Annotated in this window: 18 protein-coding genes; 7 read left to right on the plus strand and 11 right to left on the minus strand. The window is 68.7% G+C overall.

Annotation, left to right across the window (positions count from 1 at the left end; all coding sequences use genetic code 11):
- The first annotated feature begins 119 nt into the window (after window positions 1–119).
- Both KA248_08210 and KA248_08215 read left to right on the plus strand, forming a co-directional pair.
- Window positions 120–1418, plus strand: a complete 1299-nt coding sequence (locus KA248_08210) for a TrpB-like pyridoxal phosphate-dependent enzyme (protein ID MBP7829885.1) — start codon at window positions 120–122, stop codon at window positions 1416–1418.
- A gap of 95 nt (window positions 1419–1513) precedes the next feature.
- Complete coding sequence (locus tag KA248_08215; protein ID MBP7829886.1) at window positions 1514–2737, plus strand: anion transporter; 1224 nt, start codon at window positions 1514–1516, stop codon at window positions 2735–2737.
- A gap of 42 nt (window positions 2738–2779) precedes the next feature.
- Here KA248_08215 and KA248_08220 read toward each other — a convergent pair whose 3' ends face one another.
- Window positions 2780–3628, minus strand: coding sequence for an RNA methyltransferase (locus tag KA248_08220; GenBank protein MBP7829887.1), 849 nt, complete (start codon window positions 3626–3628; stop codon window positions 2780–2782).
- Window positions 3629–3773: 145 nt separating this feature from the next.
- Here KA248_08220 and KA248_08225 point away from each other — a divergent pair, with 145 nt between their 5' ends.
- A complete protein-coding gene (locus KA248_08225; protein MBP7829888.1) occupies window positions 3774–4442 on the plus strand; it encodes a hypothetical protein in 669 nt (222 codons plus the stop codon).
- A gap of 86 nt (window positions 4443–4528) precedes the next feature.
- Here the strand turns inward: KA248_08225 and KA248_08230 are convergent, their stop codons facing one another.
- The 4 genes from KA248_08230 to KA248_08245 all read right to left on the minus strand — a co-directional run bounded on the left by KA248_08230 (window position 4529) and on the right by KA248_08245 (window position 7788).
- Window positions 4529–5398 carry a hypothetical protein gene (locus tag KA248_08230; GenBank protein MBP7829889.1) on the minus strand — a complete coding sequence of 290 codons (870 nt, stop codon included), beginning with the start codon at window positions 5396–5398 and terminating at the stop codon, window positions 4529–4531.
- A gap of 40 nt (window positions 5399–5438) precedes the next feature.
- Window positions 5439–6125 carry a hypothetical protein gene (locus tag KA248_08235; GenBank protein MBP7829890.1) on the minus strand — a complete coding sequence of 229 codons (687 nt, stop codon included), beginning with the start codon at window positions 6123–6125 and terminating at the stop codon, window positions 5439–5441.
- Between the two features lie 34 nt (window positions 6126–6159).
- Window positions 6160–6384, minus strand: coding sequence for a PUR family DNA/RNA-binding protein (locus tag KA248_08240; protein ID MBP7829891.1), 225 nt, complete (start codon window positions 6382–6384; stop codon window positions 6160–6162).
- Window positions 6385–6744: 360 nt separating this feature from the next.
- On the minus strand, window positions 6745–7788 hold the full coding sequence (locus KA248_08245; GenBank protein MBP7829892.1) for a hypothetical protein: 1044 nt from the start codon (window positions 7786–7788) through the stop codon (window positions 6745–6747).
- Between the two features lie 114 nt (window positions 7789–7902).
- Here KA248_08245 and KA248_08250 point away from each other — a divergent pair, with 114 nt between their 5' ends.
- Window positions 7903–8238: a hypothetical protein gene (locus tag KA248_08250; GenBank protein MBP7829893.1), complete on the plus strand. Its 336-nt coding sequence runs from the start codon at window positions 7903–7905 to the stop codon at window positions 8236–8238.
- A 108-nt stretch (window positions 8239–8346) separates the two neighbouring features.
- The gene (locus KA248_08255; GenBank protein ID MBP7829894.1) at window positions 8347–10023 is read left to right on the plus strand and encodes a response regulator; all 1677 of its coding nucleotides are present in this window, start codon (window positions 8347–8349) and stop codon (window positions 10021–10023) included.
- 51 nt (window positions 10024–10074) lie between these two features.
- Here the strand turns inward: KA248_08255 and KA248_08260 are convergent, their stop codons facing one another.
- From KA248_08260 to queG, 3 genes are read right to left on the minus strand one after another with little or no spacing between them, the layout of a single operon-like run.
- Window positions 10075–10620 (minus strand): hypothetical protein, encoded by a 546-nt coding sequence (locus KA248_08260; protein MBP7829895.1) that lies wholly within the window; start codon window positions 10618–10620, stop codon window positions 10075–10077.
- A gap of 47 nt (window positions 10621–10667) precedes the next feature.
- The gene (locus KA248_08265) at window positions 10668–11636 is read right to left on the minus strand and encodes a M48 family metallopeptidase (GenBank protein ID MBP7829896.1); all 969 of its coding nucleotides are present in this window, start codon (window positions 11634–11636) and stop codon (window positions 10668–10670) included.
- A gap of 40 nt (window positions 11637–11676) precedes the next feature.
- Window positions 11677–12780 (minus strand): tRNA epoxyqueuosine(34) reductase QueG, encoded by a 1104-nt coding sequence (gene queG / locus KA248_08270; protein ID MBP7829897.1) that lies wholly within the window; start codon window positions 12778–12780, stop codon window positions 11677–11679.
- 137 nt (window positions 12781–12917) lie between these two features.
- Between queG and KA248_08275 the strand changes: the two genes are divergently transcribed.
- Window positions 12918–13412 carry a hypothetical protein gene (locus KA248_08275; protein ID MBP7829898.1) on the plus strand — a complete coding sequence of 165 codons (495 nt, stop codon included), beginning with the start codon at window positions 12918–12920 and terminating at the stop codon, window positions 13410–13412.
- A complete protein-coding gene (locus KA248_08280; GenBank protein ID MBP7829899.1) occupies window positions 13409–14263 on the plus strand; it encodes a hypothetical protein in 855 nt (284 codons plus the stop codon). The genes KA248_08275 and KA248_08280 overlap by 4 nt, the downstream gene beginning before the upstream one ends.
- An 8-nt stretch (window positions 14264–14271) precedes the next feature.
- Here KA248_08280 and KA248_08285 read toward each other — a convergent pair whose 3' ends face one another.
- The 3 genes from KA248_08285 to KA248_08295 are packed head-to-tail and all read right to left on the minus strand — an operon-like array spanning window position 14272 to window position 16086.
- Complete coding sequence (locus tag KA248_08285; protein MBP7829900.1) at window positions 14272–14979, minus strand: HAD hydrolase-like protein; 708 nt, start codon at window positions 14977–14979, stop codon at window positions 14272–14274.
- Window positions 14976–15611 carry a uracil phosphoribosyltransferase gene (gene upp, locus KA248_08290; protein ID MBP7829901.1) on the minus strand — a complete coding sequence of 212 codons (636 nt, stop codon included), beginning with the start codon at window positions 15609–15611 and terminating at the stop codon, window positions 14976–14978. The genes KA248_08285 and upp overlap by 4 nt, the downstream gene beginning before the upstream one ends.
- Window positions 15612–15636: 25 nt before the next feature.
- On the minus strand, window positions 15637–16086 hold the full coding sequence (locus KA248_08295; protein ID MBP7829902.1) for a hypothetical protein: 450 nt from the start codon (window positions 16084–16086) through the stop codon (window positions 15637–15639).
- Window positions 16087–16202: the final 116 nt, after the last annotated feature.

Below are 16202 nucleotides of genomic sequence, written 5' to 3' on the forward strand. Positions count from 1 at the left end.
CCATGAACATGTTCCTGGAGGGCGAGCGTCCCGCGAGCCGGCGAGGGAAGCATTGACGCCGCGGCGGCGGTTTTGTACCGTGGCCGCGTTATTCCAAGGAAAACAGGGAGAAAACTGACATGAGCACAACGCATTTCACGCTGAAGCAGTCGGACATCCCGACCCAGTGGTACAACATCCTGGCCGATTTCCCGGAGCCGCTGCCGCCGCCGCTGCATCCCGGCACCAAGCAGCCGGTGACGCTGCAGGACATGCTGGCGATCTTCCCGGAGAGCCTGGTCATGCAGGAGATGTGCCCGGACCGCTGGGTCGAGATCCCGGCCGAGGTCCGCGACATCTATGCCCTGTGGCGGCCGACCCCGCTGCTGCGCGCGGTGCGCCTCGAGAAGGCGCTCCAGACCCCGGCCCATATCTACTACAAGTATGAAGGTGTCAGCCCCGCGGGCAGCCACAAGCCCAACACGGCGGTCGCCCAGGCCTACTACAACAAGCAGGCGGGAACCCAGCGGCTGGCCACGGAGACCGGCGCCGGCCAGTGGGGCTCGTCGCTCGCGCTCGCGTGCAAGCTCTTCGGCCTCGAGTGCGTCGTGTACATGGTGAAGGTCAGCTACCACCAGAAGCCGTACCGCAAGATGCTCATGCACACCTGGGGCGCGACCGTGCACTCCAGCCCGACCCGCCACACCGAGGTCGGCCGCCGAATCCTCGACGCCGACCCGGAATGCCCGGGCAGCCTCGGCATCGCCATCAGCGAGGCCATCGAGGACACCGTGCACCACCCGCACACGAAGTACTCGCTGGGCAGCGTGCTCAACCACGTCTGCATGCACCAGACCGTCGTCGGCCAGGAGGCCATCAAGCAGATGGCGCTGGCGGGCGAGGAGCCGGACGTCCTGATCGGCTGCGTCGGCGGCGGCAGCAACTTCGCCGGGCTGGTCTTCCCGTACCTGCACCTGAAGATCACCCAGAAGAAACCGTATCGCGTCGTCGCCGTCGAGCCGTCCTCCTGCGCGTCGCTGACCAAGGGCGAGTTGCGCTACGACTTCGGGGACACCGCCGGCATGACCCCGCTGCTCATGATGCACACGCTGGGCCACGACTTCATCCCGCCCAGCATCCACGCCGGCGGCCTGCGCTACCACGGCATGGCACCGACGGTCAGCCACGCGAGGAAACTGGGCCTGGTCGACGCCGTCGCCTACCCGCAAACCAGGATCTTCGAGGCCGCGATCCAGTTCTCCCAGACCGAGGGCATCGTGCCCGCGCCGGAATCCGCGCACGCCGTGGCCGCCGCCATCGACGAGGCCACCGCCGCGCGCGAGGAGGGGAAGAAGCGGGTCATCCTGTTCAACCTCTCCGGCCACGGCATGCTGGACCTGGCGTCGTACGACTCGTACCTCGCCGGTCACCTGAAGTAGGCGCCTCGGGCGCCGGCCAGCGGCGCCCCTACACCGCGATCCTGTAGGGGCGTCGCTTGCGACGCCTGTCTTCGCTACACAGGGAGGTTCTCCTCGTGTCCCGCGCCGCGCTGATCATCTTTGCGGTCACCTACGCCGGCGTGGCGCTGGGCCGGCTCCCCGGGCTCGCCCTGGACCGGACGGGCTTGGCCCTGCTGGGCGGCATCGCCATGGTCGTCGCGGGCGTGCTCACGGAACCGGAGGCCCTGCGGGCGATCGATTTCCCGACTCTCGGCCTGCTCTACGCGCTGATGGTGCTGTCCGCCCAGTTGCGGCTCGGCGGGTTCTACACGCGGGTCGCGCTCGCGGTCGCCCGGCTGATGGACCGCCCGGCCCGGTTCCTGCTCATCCTGATGGCCGTCAGCGCCGCGCTCTCGGCCCTGCTGGTCAACGACATCGTCTGCCTGGCGTTCACCCCGGTCCTCGCCGTCTCGCTGCTCCGGAGCGGGCTCAACCCCGTCCCGTTCCTCCTCGGGCTGGCGGTCTCCAGCAACATCGGCTCGGCGGCCACGATCATCGGGAACCCCCAGAACATGCTGATCGGCCAGGTCGGCCGCCTGCACTTCGGCCGGTTCCTGCTCTGGTGCGGGCCGCCTTCGCTGCTGGCCCTGCTGGCGGCGTTCCTCGTCCTCGCCTGGCTCTACCGCGGGCGGTGGCGCCGCCCCGCGCCGGCCGCGAACCCGGCGGCGGTCTGGCCGGAGTTCAACCGGCACCAGGCCGCGAAGGGCGTGGCGGCAACGGCCGTCCTCGTGGCCCTCTTTTTCACGCCCATCCCGCGCGAGCTGTCCGCCATGGCCGTCGCCGGCGTGCTGCTGTGCAGCCGCAGGATGCAGACGCGCTGGATCCTCGACCTGGTGGATTGGCACCTGATCACCCTGTTCGCCGGCCTGTTCGTGGTCATCCGCGGCATCGAGGCCGCCGGGCTGCCGGAGCGCATGCTGGCCGCCCTGCAGGGGCACGGCATGGACATCCGGCAGCCCGGCCTGCTGACCCTCGTCTCCGCCGCCTTGAGCAACCTGGTCAGCAACGTGCCGGCCACAATGCTGCTGGTGAAGTTCATGGATCCCGCCGACCCCGTGCCGTGGTACGTCATGGCCCTCGCGATGACCTATGCCGGCAACCTGCTGACGATCGGCAGCATCGCCAACCTCATCGTCATCGAGCAGGCGAAGCCCTACGGCATCGAGATCGGCTTCCGCGAGCACGCGCGCGCGGGCATCCCGGTGACCGTCGTCTCCCTGCTGATCACGCTGGGGTGGATCTGGTGGCGGGCGGGATAGGAAGGAACTACGAAACACGCGAAAGACGCGAAAAGGAAAAGGCTATCCCTCTTTCGCGTGTTTTGCGTGTTTCGTAGTTTCTCCTCTGCTTCTCTGCCGGACGGCTTCGTAGAGCAGGATGGTCGCCGCGGCGGACACGTTGAGCGAGTCCGCCTGCCCGAGCATCGGGATCCGCACCTTGAGGTCCGCGTGCTCCATCCAGAACGGCTTGAGCCCGTACTGCTCCGAGCCCACGACGATCGCCGTGCCGCCGGTCATGTCCGCCCCGGTGTAGTCGCGGTCGGCGTGGGGCGTGGCGGCCAGGATGCGGATGCCGCGCGCCCGCAGCCAGGCCAGCGTCTCCTCCGGCGTGGCCTCGACCACAGGCAGGGCAAACAGGGTGCCGATGCTCGCGCGCACGACGTTGGGATTATTGATGTCCGTCGTCGGGTCGCAGACCAGGACGGCGTCCGCCCCCGCGGCGTCCGCCGAGCGCAGGAGCGTGCCGAGGTTCCCGGGTTTCTCGATGGCCTCGGCGATCACGAGCAGCGGGGCGGGCTTCTCCAGCTTCAGGGCGGCCAGCTTCCAGCGCACCTGGGGCCCGGTGGCGAGCAGGCCCTCGGGCCGGTCGCGGTAGGCCATCTTGGCGAAGACGGGCTCGGTGCATTCGAAGAGCTCCGCGCCGGCTTGGCGGCAGGCCTCGACCACCTCGGGTTCGTGGTGGCCCAGGTAGAGCGGCGGGCAGTAGAAAAGGGCGTTCGGCTTCCAGCCGTTGGCCACCGCCCGGCGCAGTTCCCGGTAGCCTTCCACCACGAGCAGCCCGGCCTCGTCGCGGTGCGGGCGGCGGGCCAGCCTGACCACGTCCTTGACCCGGGGGTTCTGTAGACTGGTGATCTTCTGCGGTTCGTTCATGGCGGCATAGGTTCTCGGGCGCCGGCCAGCGGCGCCCCTACGTTCCAGCCCTGTAGGGGCGTCGCTCGCGACGCCCGCTCCGGCTCCGCTTGACCTATTCAACGCTTCGGGTACTCTGGATGTCGGATAGCTAAAGGGATTCGCCTTGAAACGTCACGCCAAATTGCTGGCCGCCCTCCTTCTGCCCGCGCTGGGAACGGCCGCCCGCGCCAACCAGCCCGCGGACTTCGCGCGCTACCAGGTCATCCTCGACCGCAAGCCGTTCGGCGTCGCCCCGCCCCCGCCCGTGGTCGCGCCGCCGCCGCTGACGGCCGAGCAGTCGTTTGCCCGGACCCTGCGCTTGAGCGCCATCTGGGAAAACCCGGACGGCAGCATCCGGGTCGGCATCATCGACGCCAACGGCAACCGGAATTACTTCCTCGGCATCGGCGACGCGGAAGACGGCGTCGAGCTGGTTTCCGCCGACTACAAGAACGAGGAGGCGGTGCTGCGCAAGGGCACCGAGATGGCGGTGCTGAAGCTGTCCTCGGGCGAGATCCAGCCGCTGAACCAGGAGCAGCAACAGCAGCGCCTGACGCAGGAGCAGGCCCAGCGGATGTCGTACGCCGAGCGGCGCAAGGAGCGCGAGCGCCAGCGCCAGCAGCCGCCCCCGCCCCCCCCGCAGCCGGTCTACACGGGCGCCGAGCTCGAAAAGCATCTCCAGGAATACCAGATGGAAGTGATCCGGCAGGGCCTCCCGCCGCTGCCCCTTCCGCTCACGCCCGAGATGGACGCCCAGCTCGTCTCCGAGGGCGTCCTGCCGCCGATGGAATAGCCGCCGTGCCCGACGGAATCGGCGGGGGCTCCTTCTCCGGCTCGCGGGGACGCTCGCCCTCCAGGCGCCTTTCGCATGAAGGTGGATTAGGCCGACGGGCCGCCGCGGGTATAAATGAAGCGGATCGCCGCACCGCCGGGGGCCGGCGGGCCGTTCGTGCTCGATCCGTTCCCATTGCCGTTGGTGCTCGTGCCGTTGCCCGTGCCGTTCGTGCTCGAGCCGTTGTCCGTTGTGTTCGTGGACGAGGACGGCTGGAAGATCGTCACCGTGTCCGTCCGCCCGGCGGCGTCCGTGACGGTCAGGGTGTTGTCGCCCGAGGCGGTGCGCGTATACGTGACGGACGTCCCCGTGCCGGGCGATACGCCCCCGCGGCTGCTGTTGCCCACGGTCCAGGTAAAGGGCGACGATCCCGTGTCGTTGCACGTGAACACCCGGCTGTTCTGGTTCGAGTAAAGGGTATCTCCATCCGGGCTGATCGTGATCTCCCCGACGACGCCGGTCGGGGAGGGATTGATCGTGCCCACGGCGTAGAGCGTGGAGTACTGGTTCGGCTCGATCCAGGTCCCCCTCATGGTGCCGTCGGTGCCCTCGCCGTTCAGCGTCCCGGAGATCGTCACGGACCGGCCGATGGTGGTGCGGCCCTCGAGGGTAAAGGAGGCGGTCGTATCCACCAGGTTGCCCAGGGTGCCGCGGAAGACGATGCCGTTGTTGTCGACGGCCTCGAGCTGGTCGCCGTTCTGGCGCAGGTTCAGCAGCGTGACCTCGTCGCCGCTGTTCGGCGGCGAGACCATCCCCGTGCCGTTGGCGCCGGTGCCCTGGTAGAAGCCGCTGAAATCGATGCCGAGCATCCGCACGACGCTGTCGGCCGAACCCACTTCGCAGCCGCACAGCGAATAGAGGACCAGCGGCACCAGCGCCGCGACCAACCCGAGAGCAATGCACGCCGTTCGTTTCATTCGATCTTTCCGCGGATCAACGGGCCCACAGGGGCTCGCGCTACTGGAAGTTGGCCGTTACGCTTTTATCCCCTGTCATCGTGATGGTGGTGGGATTGCTGCTGCCGCTCAAATCCCCGGACCAGCTCGAGAACGAGAACCCGGTGCTCGCGGTCGCCTGAAGCGTAACCACGGCCCCGTTTGAATACGAGCCCCCCGACGGGGAAACCGACCCGGCGCCCGACGGGTTGATGGTAACCGTCAGCGTATAGGTCCCGACGGGGTTGTTGGTTGGCGAGGGATTGATGACGGCCTCGGCGTAGAGCGTGGAGTACTGGTTCGGCTCGATCCAGGTCCCGCGCATGGTGCCGTCGGTGCCCTCGCCGCTCAACGTGCCGGAGATGGTCACGGACCGGCCGACGGTGGTCCGGCCCTCGAGGGTAAAGGAGGCCGTTGTATCCACCAGGTTGCCCAGGGTGCCGCGGAAGACGATGCCGTTGTTGTCTATGGCCTCGAGCTGGTCGCCGTTCTGGCGCAGGTTCAGCAGCGTGACCTCGTCCCCGCTGTTCGCCGGCGAGACCATCTGGGTTCCGTTGGACCCGGTGCCCTGGTAGAACCCGCTGAAATCGACGGCGACCATGCGGACGACGCTGTCGGCGGAGCCGACCTCGCAGCCGCAGAGCGCGAGGAAGACCGGCGGCAGCAGGACGAGGGCCCAGCCGAACACCATCCATCCCGTTCGTTTCATGATTCTCTCCCGTGCCGTCCGTGTCGCCGGAGATTCAGGCCGGCGCGGCCTGGTTGCCGCCCTTGTCCGCCTCGATCGCGCGTTCGATGGTGTCGAGGAAAAGATCCAGGCCGGTGGAGGGAACGATGATGGTGTCCCGCCGGCCGCCCACCTCCTCCGTGATCCGCAGGAAACGCCCGCGGGGGTTTTCCTTGAGGTCGAAATAGAACTGCTTGCGTTCGATCTGGATCCGCTCGCTCAACAGCACCGTATCCACCATGCCCTCCGCTTCCCCTCCCCTCCGCTCCTCCCTGCCCGGATGCCCGGCCGGGGCGCCCGGTCCAGCCGCAAACGCAGATGTACTCTAATCGCGCGCAGGACGTTGTCAACGCCGGATTGGACCGCCCGCGGCCACGGAACGTTGAGCCGCTAATTAGCGCGAACTGACACATCAAGGCATAGCCACAACCAAAAAGGCATTTAACGCAAAGTCGCGAAGGAACGCAAAGGTTCGCAAAGACTGTCGAGGGGGAACTGGTTGTTCAGAACGGATTCTCTTTATTATTCACAGCCTTTGCGCGCTTTGCGCCTTTGCGTTAACAAATCTTCCGAGCTCCCCCGCGGTGCTTGTTTCTTAAGGTCAGAACCGCAGGCCCGCCAGGAACATGACGGTGGTCGTTTCCAGCTGCACGAACTTGTTGAACTTCTCGCGCCGGTCCGCGACCTCTTCGTCGGGCCGGTCCTTGGCCAGGACCTCGGCGTCCGCCTTCATGTGCTGCACGCCGATGCCCAGCAGGAGTTCCAGCGTGTCGGACATCGGGATGCCGAGGAGCGCGCGGGCCTCGAAGTGGTCGTAGTCCAGGTCGAGGACCTTGTCGTTGCGGGAGGAGATGCCGATGTCCTCCGTGCTGCCGCTGAAGTCCAGCACCGCGACATAGCCCTGCAGGAGCAGTTCCGGCGCGCGCGGATTGTCCGGGTGGCGGCCGCCCATGCGCACGTCGAGGCCCAGGCCCAGCTCCGGCAGGACCATGCCGGTCCAGCCCTCGCCCTTGCCGCCGACCACGTATTCCCGGGGGGGGATTTCGTAGAGGATTACGCCCTCGGCCGGACCGGCGTCGATCTCGAAGCGGCTGAAGAACACGTTGAGCCCCAGGCCGATGGACGGCGTGAATTCCACGACGTCCCCGGCGTTGATGGAGACGGGCGTGACCATGGCGCGCAGCGCGAACGTGCCGCCCTGCAGTTCCGCCTTGAAGGCCTGGCCTTCGGGGATGGTCATGTAGTCGTAGGACTCCCCGTTGTAGCTGACGTCGTCCACCCCGATATAGTAGTCGCGGACGGCCCGGGTGCTCTCCGAAGGATTCAGGTACGTCAGCCTGGACTGGAGGGTGACGAAGCGCCACGCCTTCTCGAAGTCCAGGCCGAAGGTGGCATAGCCGCCGTCGAACCCCAGTTCCTCCAGCGTGTAGGTCTCGGCGAACTGCGAGTTCTTGTCCGGGTCCGTGAGGTCGTAGTACGGGCGGGTCGTTTCCTGGACGAAGCCGTCGAGCTTCGTCATCTGCCCGCCCAGGACGGACAGGGAGGCGGTGAAGCGGCCTTCCGTCGTGCGGCCCCATTGCGGGCCGGCCAGGACGGAAACGGGGAGCAGGAGGATCGCGGGCGCAAGGCGCAGGAACGGGTTCATGGCGTTTCCTTCATTAAGGGCGCGGAGCGTCGGCAAGAATCGGACCCGAGTCAAGACCAAACCGGCGGTTTTTGACTTTTTCGGCTCGGGCAGGTACAGTCCGCGGCTCTCGATATGGGCACCCTGACGATCAATGCCTGGCTGGGAATCCTGATCACCGGCGCCGCCCTCCTCCTCGGAGGGTTCGCGACGGCCACGAGCATCCTCAACGCCCGCGGGCCCCGCGAGCGCCGGTTCGTGCTCGCGCGCTGCGCCGGCGCCTGGGCCGCCATCGTCCTGCTGCTCTTCCTCGTGATCCTCACGCCGTTTCCCTGGAACATCGCCTGGATGATCCTCTACTTCTTCCACCTCCCCCTCGCGATCTACCGCTTCGCGTCCAAGCTCCAGTTGCTCCGGGTCCTGGAGTCGCGCGCGTCGGCCCGGCCGGCCGCCGACCGGCCCGGCAAATAGGATTTGCCCTATCCCCCCGGAATCCGCACACTATCCTGACGAATGGACGCGCGGGGCGGCGGGAGGCCGCCCGCGCCACGGCGTATGACGCTTCGCCATAAAGTCCTTTTGGCCGTGACCGCCGCCGCGACGGCGGCCTTGGCGGTCCTGCCGCTCGTCTTCAGGCCCGGCCTGCTCTCCGGGACGGCCGGCCGGGCCGCCTGGTGCGCCGGACTCGTGATCGCGGGGCTTCTGCTCGGAATGCAGCTCGCCCGCCAGCGAAGCAATGGGGCGGGCCGCCTCCTGTTCGCGCAGATGCCCGGCGGGTTCGCCCTGCACGAAATCATCTGCAACGCCGCCGGCACGCCCCGCGATTACCGGTTCCTGGATATCAACCCCGCTTTCGAGCGCCTGACGGGCCTTTCCCGCGCGGAGGTAATCGGGCGCACCGTGCGCGAGGTCCTGCCCCGGACGGAGGACGCCTGGATCGAGCGGTACGGCCACGTGGCCCTGACCGGGGAGCCGGTCCACTTCGTGGACCACTCCGCGACGCTGGACCGCACGTTCGAAGTGCTGGCCTTCAGCCCGCAGCGGGGGCGGTTCGCCGTGATCTTCCTGGACATCACCGAGCAGAAACTGCGCGAGCAGGAGCAGGCCAAGATCCAGAAACTCGAGTCCCTCGGCATCCTCGCCGGCGGCATCGCCCACGATTTCAACAATGTCCTCGCCGTCGTGCTCGGCAACCTCCACCTGGTCCGCATGAACGATCCCCCGCTGGACGAGGAGACCCGTATCCTTCTCAACGAGGCGGAAACCGCCTCCCTGCGCGCCAAGGGGCTCACGCAGCAACTGCTGACCTTCGCCAAGGGGGGCCTGCCCGTCAAACAGGTGTGCGACCTGGGGCCCGTGATCCGGGACGCCGCCACGGGTGCCCTGCACGGCTCCGCCTCGCGCGTCGAGTTCCAGCTGGCCCCCGACCTCTGGCGCGTCGAGGCGGACCCGGGCCAGGTCGGCCAGGTGATCCAGCAACTGACGGCCAACGCCGACCAGGCCATGCCCGAGGGCGGCGCGATCACGATCCGCGCGCGGAACGTCGTTGTCGAAAGGGACGCGATCCACCTGCCGCAGCCCGGCCGCTACATCGCCATCGTCATCGCCGACACGGGCGCCGGCATCCCGCCCCAGCATCTCGACCGGCTCTTCGATCCGTACTTCACCACCAAGAAAAAAGGCAGCGGGTTGGGGCTGGCCACCAGCCTCTCCATCGTCCGTAAGCACGGGGGGCGCATCACGGTCGAATCGGCGGTCGGCCGGGGATCCACCTTCCGCGTCTACATCCCGGCCACGGACAAGCCGATCGAGCCCGTGCCGGAGCCCGACCTGGAATCGATCCCGAAGGGCTCCGGCCGCATCCTGGTGGTGGACGACGAGGAACCGGTGCGCCGCCTGACCGCCCGCATGCTGGAACGCGTCGGGTACGAGGTCGCCGAGGCCCGGGACGGCGACGAGGCCGTGCGACGGTTTGAAGAGGGCCGGCAATCGGGTCGCCCCTTCCGGGTCGCCGTGCTGGACCTGACCATCCCGGGGGGCAAGAACGGGGTCGAGATCCTCAAGGACCTGCGCCGGCTCGATCCGAACACGAAGGCGGTCATCGCCAGCGGGTACGCCACCGACCCGGTGATGGCCACCTACCGGGAGCACGGTTTTTCCGGCGTGGTGACCAAGCCGTTCCGCCTCGCGGAACTGGCCCGGGTCATCGCGCAGGCGGCCCGGGCGCCGGACACGCCGCCGGCCCCCGGCCCTTGAAAACGAACCCCGGGCGCGAGGGGCGCCCGGGGGGTGCGGATCCGGCCCGTACTATTCCTCGGCCTCTTCCACCAGTTCCTCCTCCGCTTCCTCTTCCGCGGCGACCGGAGAGACCGACTCCATGATGTTCACGAACTGCCGCTTGGCCTCGTCCGTCGCGTTCTCCTTCTCGATCGTGTAGAGCATCACGAACGCGCGGTTCTCGGTCGGGCCGAACACCGCGATGGTGAACTGCACCGCCTCCTCGCTTTCCTGCTCGGTGCCGTCCCCGTGCTTGAGCCAGAACTTCACGCCGTACTTGTTGGTGATCTCCTCGTCCTCGTCGTCGAACTCGACGTCCGAAAGAAGCTGCTCGGCCGTCGCGGTCATCTCGTCCTCGAGGTGGTCGAGGTCCTCCACCTCCCACAGCACCAGGTACACTGTCTCGTCGCCGGAAAGCCCTTCCAGCGCGTCCTGTTCGTTCACCTCGGCGGTCCAACTGCCCGGGAACCGGAGGCTGAACGCCGGATCCCCCTCCGGGTACTCGAACGTCTCGCCCGCCCGCGCGGACACCACGGCGGCCACCAGCATGCCTATCACGATCCACCGCTTCTTCATCGGCTTTCCTTTCCTGTTGGGTTGCCTGCGCCGGGCCGGTCACCCAATTACCGGACCCAGTTTCCTTGACTCGCGGCCTTCTTTTCGCTCGGCACGGAAGTTCCATCCGCGGGGGCGCTGACCAGCGACCGCCGCGGGTTCTTGATCTTGACCCAGCCCGGCCCGGGGTCCTGGGCCAGGGTCTGGCCCCGGTGCGCGGGCGACGCCTTCGCGGACTCGTACGCCGCCAGGGCCTCGGGCAGGTGCTCCTCGAGATCGCGCGCGCGATCCTTGCTGGACGGATGCGTGGAAAGCATGTTCAGGGCTCGGTCGATGGAGCTTTCCTGCTTCGCCGCCCGCTCCCACAGCCGCACCGCCGCCCGGGGGTCGTACCCCGCGCGGGCCATGTACATCAGGCCCACCCGGTCCGCCTCGCGCTCGTCCTTGCGGGAATACTTGGTCACGATCAGGCCCTCGTAGATCAGAAAGGCTCCGCCGAAGATCGTCTGCAAATCCTCGTCCTCCTTGTACTCGGCGTAGATCGCGCCGCCAAGGAGCAGCAACTCCCACGGCAGGTTGCGGGTCAGTTCCTCGGTCGAGTGCCGGCAGTTGACATGGGCGATCTCGTGGGCCAGGACGACCGCCAGCTCGTCCTCGTCCCGGACCAGGCCTTCCTCGGGATCGTACAGGCCGGCGAGCACAATGAGCTTGCCGCCCGGCAGGGCCATGGCGTTGACCTCGTTCGTCTGCAGGAGAATCACCTCGTACGGCAGGTCCGGCAGGTGCGACACGGCCGCGATGCTCTCCGTGACGCGCCGGATCTGGCGGACCCGTTTCGTGTCGCGGTTAATGCCGACCTCCTCCTCCTTCGCCCACTTCTGGATGTCGGTGAAGAAATCGGTGCCCAGTTCGATGTCGTCGTCCAGGGACCAGAGGTTGTTGACCTTCTTGCCCGTGACGGCATCGATGGTGCTGCAGGAAACCAGGCCGAGGGTAACGATCGCCAATGCCATCAGCCCACGAAGAATGCGTTTCATTTTTAGTGCCTCCACCGCGTTCGACGACGCCGGCCGCCCGTTATTCAGATTCCAACGCCTTATTCTCCTGCAAGGAAGGGGTTGCGTCAATTCCGCCCAGGCGCTGGAAAGCCCAGCGGGCGTGCTCGCGCAGCCCTTCGTCGGCCTGCCGGAGGAGGGGGTCGAGCGTCGCGCGCGCCTCGGGCCGCCCGCTGTTGCCGACGGCCACCAGCGCGTTCCGGATCAGCCGCGCCCGGCCGGTCCGCTCCAGCGGCGTGCCGCCGTAGCGCTCCCGGAATCCCCGCTCGTCCAGCGCGAGCACGTCCGCCAGGCGGGGCGCCCAGCGGTCCGGCTCGAAACGGAGAAAGGGCCGGGCGGCGGGACGGGAGAACCGGCGGACCCACGGGCAGACCGCCTGGCAGTCGTCGCATCCGAAAATCCGGTTGCCCAGGCGCGGGCGGAGTTCCTCCGGGATCGGGCCCCGGTGCTCGATCGTCAGGTAGGCGATGCAGCGCCGTGCATCGAGTCGGAACGGCTCCGGGAAAGCCCCTGTCGGGCAGGCCCCCAGGCAGCGGGCGCACCGGCCGCACGGATGCGGCGCCTCCCCAACGCAACTGCCCCGCGCCGGCGCGTCGTACTCGAGATCCGTATCGAGGAGCAGCGCGCCCAGGGAGACCAGCGACCCGAACCGCGGATTGATCAGCAGCGTGTTCCGCCCCACGAAGCCCAGCCCGGCGCGGCCCGCGTAATGCCGCTCGAGGACCGGCCCGGTATCCACGGTCGCCCGCCACGCCGTGCCCGGCTTCTCGCGCCCGGCGAACCGGCCCAGCTCCTCCAGGCGCGGGAGCAGCACGCCGTGGTAGTCCGGGCCCCAGGCGTACGCCGCCACCCGGCCCCGCAGGGGATCGCCCGCCAGCGCCGGGGCCGGCCACTCCACGAAACAGGAACACCCGGCCACGACGACGGCCCGGGCGCCCGGCAGCACGGCCTCCGGCCGGGCCCGGCGGGCGGCGGACCGCTCCAGCCAGCCCATCTCCGCCGCGTAGCCCCGCGCGACCGCGTCGTGCAGGACTTCCGCGCAGGCCGGGGGCTCGGCGGGCGCGATGCCCACGAGATCGAAGCCCAGTTCCAACGCTCTCTGCCGTATGCGGTCCGACAGGCTCATGACGGTTCAGTGTGAAATGCCGGCGGAGGGCATTATCTTCAGGCCGGATGGGAATGCACGCTCGAAGACGCCGCCCGCGCCGGGGTTTTTCGTCTCGCCCCCGGGCCGGGGATTCGCTACAAGACACGAAAGATCCTATGAAGATCGCGGTGTGCATGGCGTTTCTGCTGGCGGGCGCCCTGGCCGGATGCGTCGGGACGCGGCCCGAGCCCCCCGCGGCCCCGGCGGGCCCGGCCGCTGAACGCCCCGCGCTCTCCGAGGCGGTGGACGAAGCCGCGCTTCCGGACGAACCCGCCGAGGAAGACCTCGCCGCGACCAACGAGCCGGCCTTCCGGTACGAAGGCTTCAAGCGCGTCGCGTGCTCCAACATCTCCAACGTCCTGCTGCGGGCGGCCCACTACTTCAGCACCAACGAAGTGATCTACCGCGTCGCCCTCGGCCCGCCCCCCGCCCCCCATTCTTTCGTCCGCGTCGGGGACTTCATCGGGGAATACGAGGTCGTGGGCGGAAGCGGGCCGCGCGGCGACGAGCACCTCGTGCTGCGCAAGGACGACGAGGAATACATCGTGTCCCGCTCCCGGAAGGTCTATGCCTCGCCCTCGACCGTGCGACGGGAACGCAAGAGAGAATGAGCCCCCCCGCCCCGTTCTTCTGGTCCCCCGAGCGATACGCCGCCTTTCACGCCTGCCTCCGCCGCTACTATTACCGCTACCACGCGGACGCCCCCGCGTTCCGCCCGGTGCGCGACCTGCGGACCCGCGCCGCCTGGGCCGACGAACTCGTGCGCCGGGGCGCGCATGAATGCCTGCGCGACGGGCTGGACGAGGACGCCGCCGCGGCCCGGCTGCTCCAGCGGCTGCGCGACGATTTCAGGGCCTCGCGCCAGCACGGCTACCGCGCCCAGCCGAAGACGACGGACGGCCTCTTCGAACACGAGTACGACATCGCCGTGCCGGATGCCGAGTGGAAGGACATCGCCGAGCGGGCCGTGGAATCCCTCCGGACTTTCCTCCGGACCGACTACGCGCGGGCGCTGGCTGCCGTCCCGGCCGCCGACCGGCTCGCCGCGGGCGAAATCCTGCGCTTCGACCTGCTCGGCCTGCCGGTGGAGATCCGGCCGGATTTCGGCGCGCGGACGGCGGGAGGGGTCGCGCTGCACGCCTGGGGCGACCCGCGCGACGCACAGCGCCCCCTCGCCCGCGCGGCCCTGGCCTGGCTGGCGGCCAGCCGATGGAAAGCCCCGCCCGAAGGCGTGGAGGTCGTGGAGTACGATTTCCCATCGGGCCCGGCCGCCGAACACCGGTTCACGGCCGAGGACCTGGAGGCCGCGCGCGAACTGATCCACGACGCCGCTTACGAAACCCGGTATCCGCTGGCCGACCCGGAGCGGAACGTGGCCCGGGAGCAGGATTTCGATTTCATCGATGACGAAGCGGTCTGCCGGTCGTGTTCATTTCTGAAACTTTGCGCCCGCTGGCGCTGACGAGCCCGCTATCCGCGCAAGCCCAGCCGCCGCAGAACGGCCGCGGTGTCGGACAGGTCGGTGAAGACGTGATCGGCGCCCGCCGCGCGAAGCTCGCCGGCGTTGAATTTCCCCGTGGCCACCCCGATGGACGTCGCGCCGACGCGGCCGGCCGCGGCGATGTCGAACGGCGTATCCCCGACCAGGAAGCAGGCCCGCAGGGCCGCGCCGGGCGGCAGGGCCCGCCGAACGCGGGCCAGGGCCAGCTCGGCGATCCGCCCGCGGTCGGCATGCTCGTCGCCGTAGGCGCCCAGGATGAAATGGTTGTGCAGGTCGAACTGCCGGAGCTTGATCCGGGCGCAGCGCTCGACGTTGCCGGTGACGAGGCCCAGCAGGACGCGGGGATCGCCGGAGAGCGTTTCGAGCAGTTCGCGCACGCCGCGGAACAGCACCAGCTCGGCCCCCGCGGCCGCCCGTTCCAGTTCCTCCGGCAGGCGGGCCAGAAAGGCGCGCTGCTCCGTTTCGGTCATCTCGTGGCGGTGCGCGGCCATGACCTGCTGCAGCACGTTCAGGTCGGTGTTCCCGGCGAAGTTCACGTAGGCGATGTCGTCGGGCCAGCCGAACACCGCTTCCACGGCCTTCGCGAAGGAGCGCCGGCCCGCGCCGCGCATGTCGAGGAGGGTCCCGTCGATGTCGAAGAGAACGCCGATCCGCTCCGCTGGCGGTGTCTCGGTCATGAGGCGGCGCGCGCGTTGAACATGCGGTCGCCGGCGTCGCCGAGGCCGGGCAGGATGTACCCGTGCTCGTTGAGGCGCTCGTCGATGGCGCAGACGTAGAGCTGGGTGTCCGGAAACTGCCCGTGCACCCGGCGGACGCCCTCGGGCGACGCGAGCATGGCCAGCAGTTTCACGGTCTTCACGCCCCAGGCGCGCACGGCCTCCAGCGCGGCGACGGCCGAGCCGCCGGTCGCGAGCATGGGATCGAGCACGAGCGACACGTCCACCGGGTCGCCCGCGGGCAGCTTGCGGTAGTACTCGATGGGCTGGAGCGTTTTCTCGTCGCGGTAGAAGCCGAGGTGCCAGACCTCCGCGTCCGGGATGAGGTTCACGACGGGATCCACCATGCCGAGCCCGGCGCGCAGGATGGGCACCACGCCGATGCGCTGCCGGACGACGCGGCCGCGCGCGGGGGCCATGGGCGTCTCCACGGTCGTATCCTGCAACGCCAGATCCTGGGTCGCCTCGTACGCCAGCAGGGTGGAGAGTCGCTGCAGCAGGCGGCGGAATTCCGCGGAACCGGTCTCCCGGTCGCGCAGCCGGGCCAGGTGGTGCTGCACGAGCGGGTGTCGAATCTCGAATACGTTCCGCATGGCCCGTCCTCCCGCCGGCCCCGGATCAGCCGCCCGTCTTCTTCTCCAGTTCCGCGACGCGGGCCTCGAGCGCCTTGATCCGGGCCGCGTATTTTTCGTCCAGCCCTTCGATCGCGGTGACCAGCAGGCCGTTGACCTGGTTCTGCTGCGACCACAGGCGGTAGGTATAGAACTTCAGCAGGCCCCAGATGACCTTCTTGAGCCGCACGAGCAGGGGCGCCAGGTAGCGGCGGCGCTCGCGGATCTCGAAATCCGAGATGTCCACGAAGACCGCGTCGCGCAGGCACTGGAGGTAGAACCCGAGAAACTGCTCCTCGTTGCGCAGGTGGACGAGGTTCGTGCGCTCGGCCCGCGCGATGCGGGCGTCGGCGTAGACGCCCTGCTCCATCTTGCGCGCGACCTCCGCCTGGATTTCGCGGACCAGGCGCTCCGCGTCCACGCCCGGGGCCCCGACTTCAAACAAAGGCTTCTCCATGCCGGGCATTGTGCGGACGCCCCCCGCTTCCTGTCAATAGCGGCGGCAGCCCCCAAATCCGCGCGCAAGGACCTCCGACCCTATGCGATGCCGCGCAGGTTCTCCTTGGCGGTCAC

The sequence above is a fragment of the Kiritimatiellia bacterium genome, assembly GCA_018001225.1.
GTDB lineage: Bacteria > Verrucomicrobiota > Kiritimatiellia > CAIQIC01 > JAGNIJ01 > JAGNIJ01.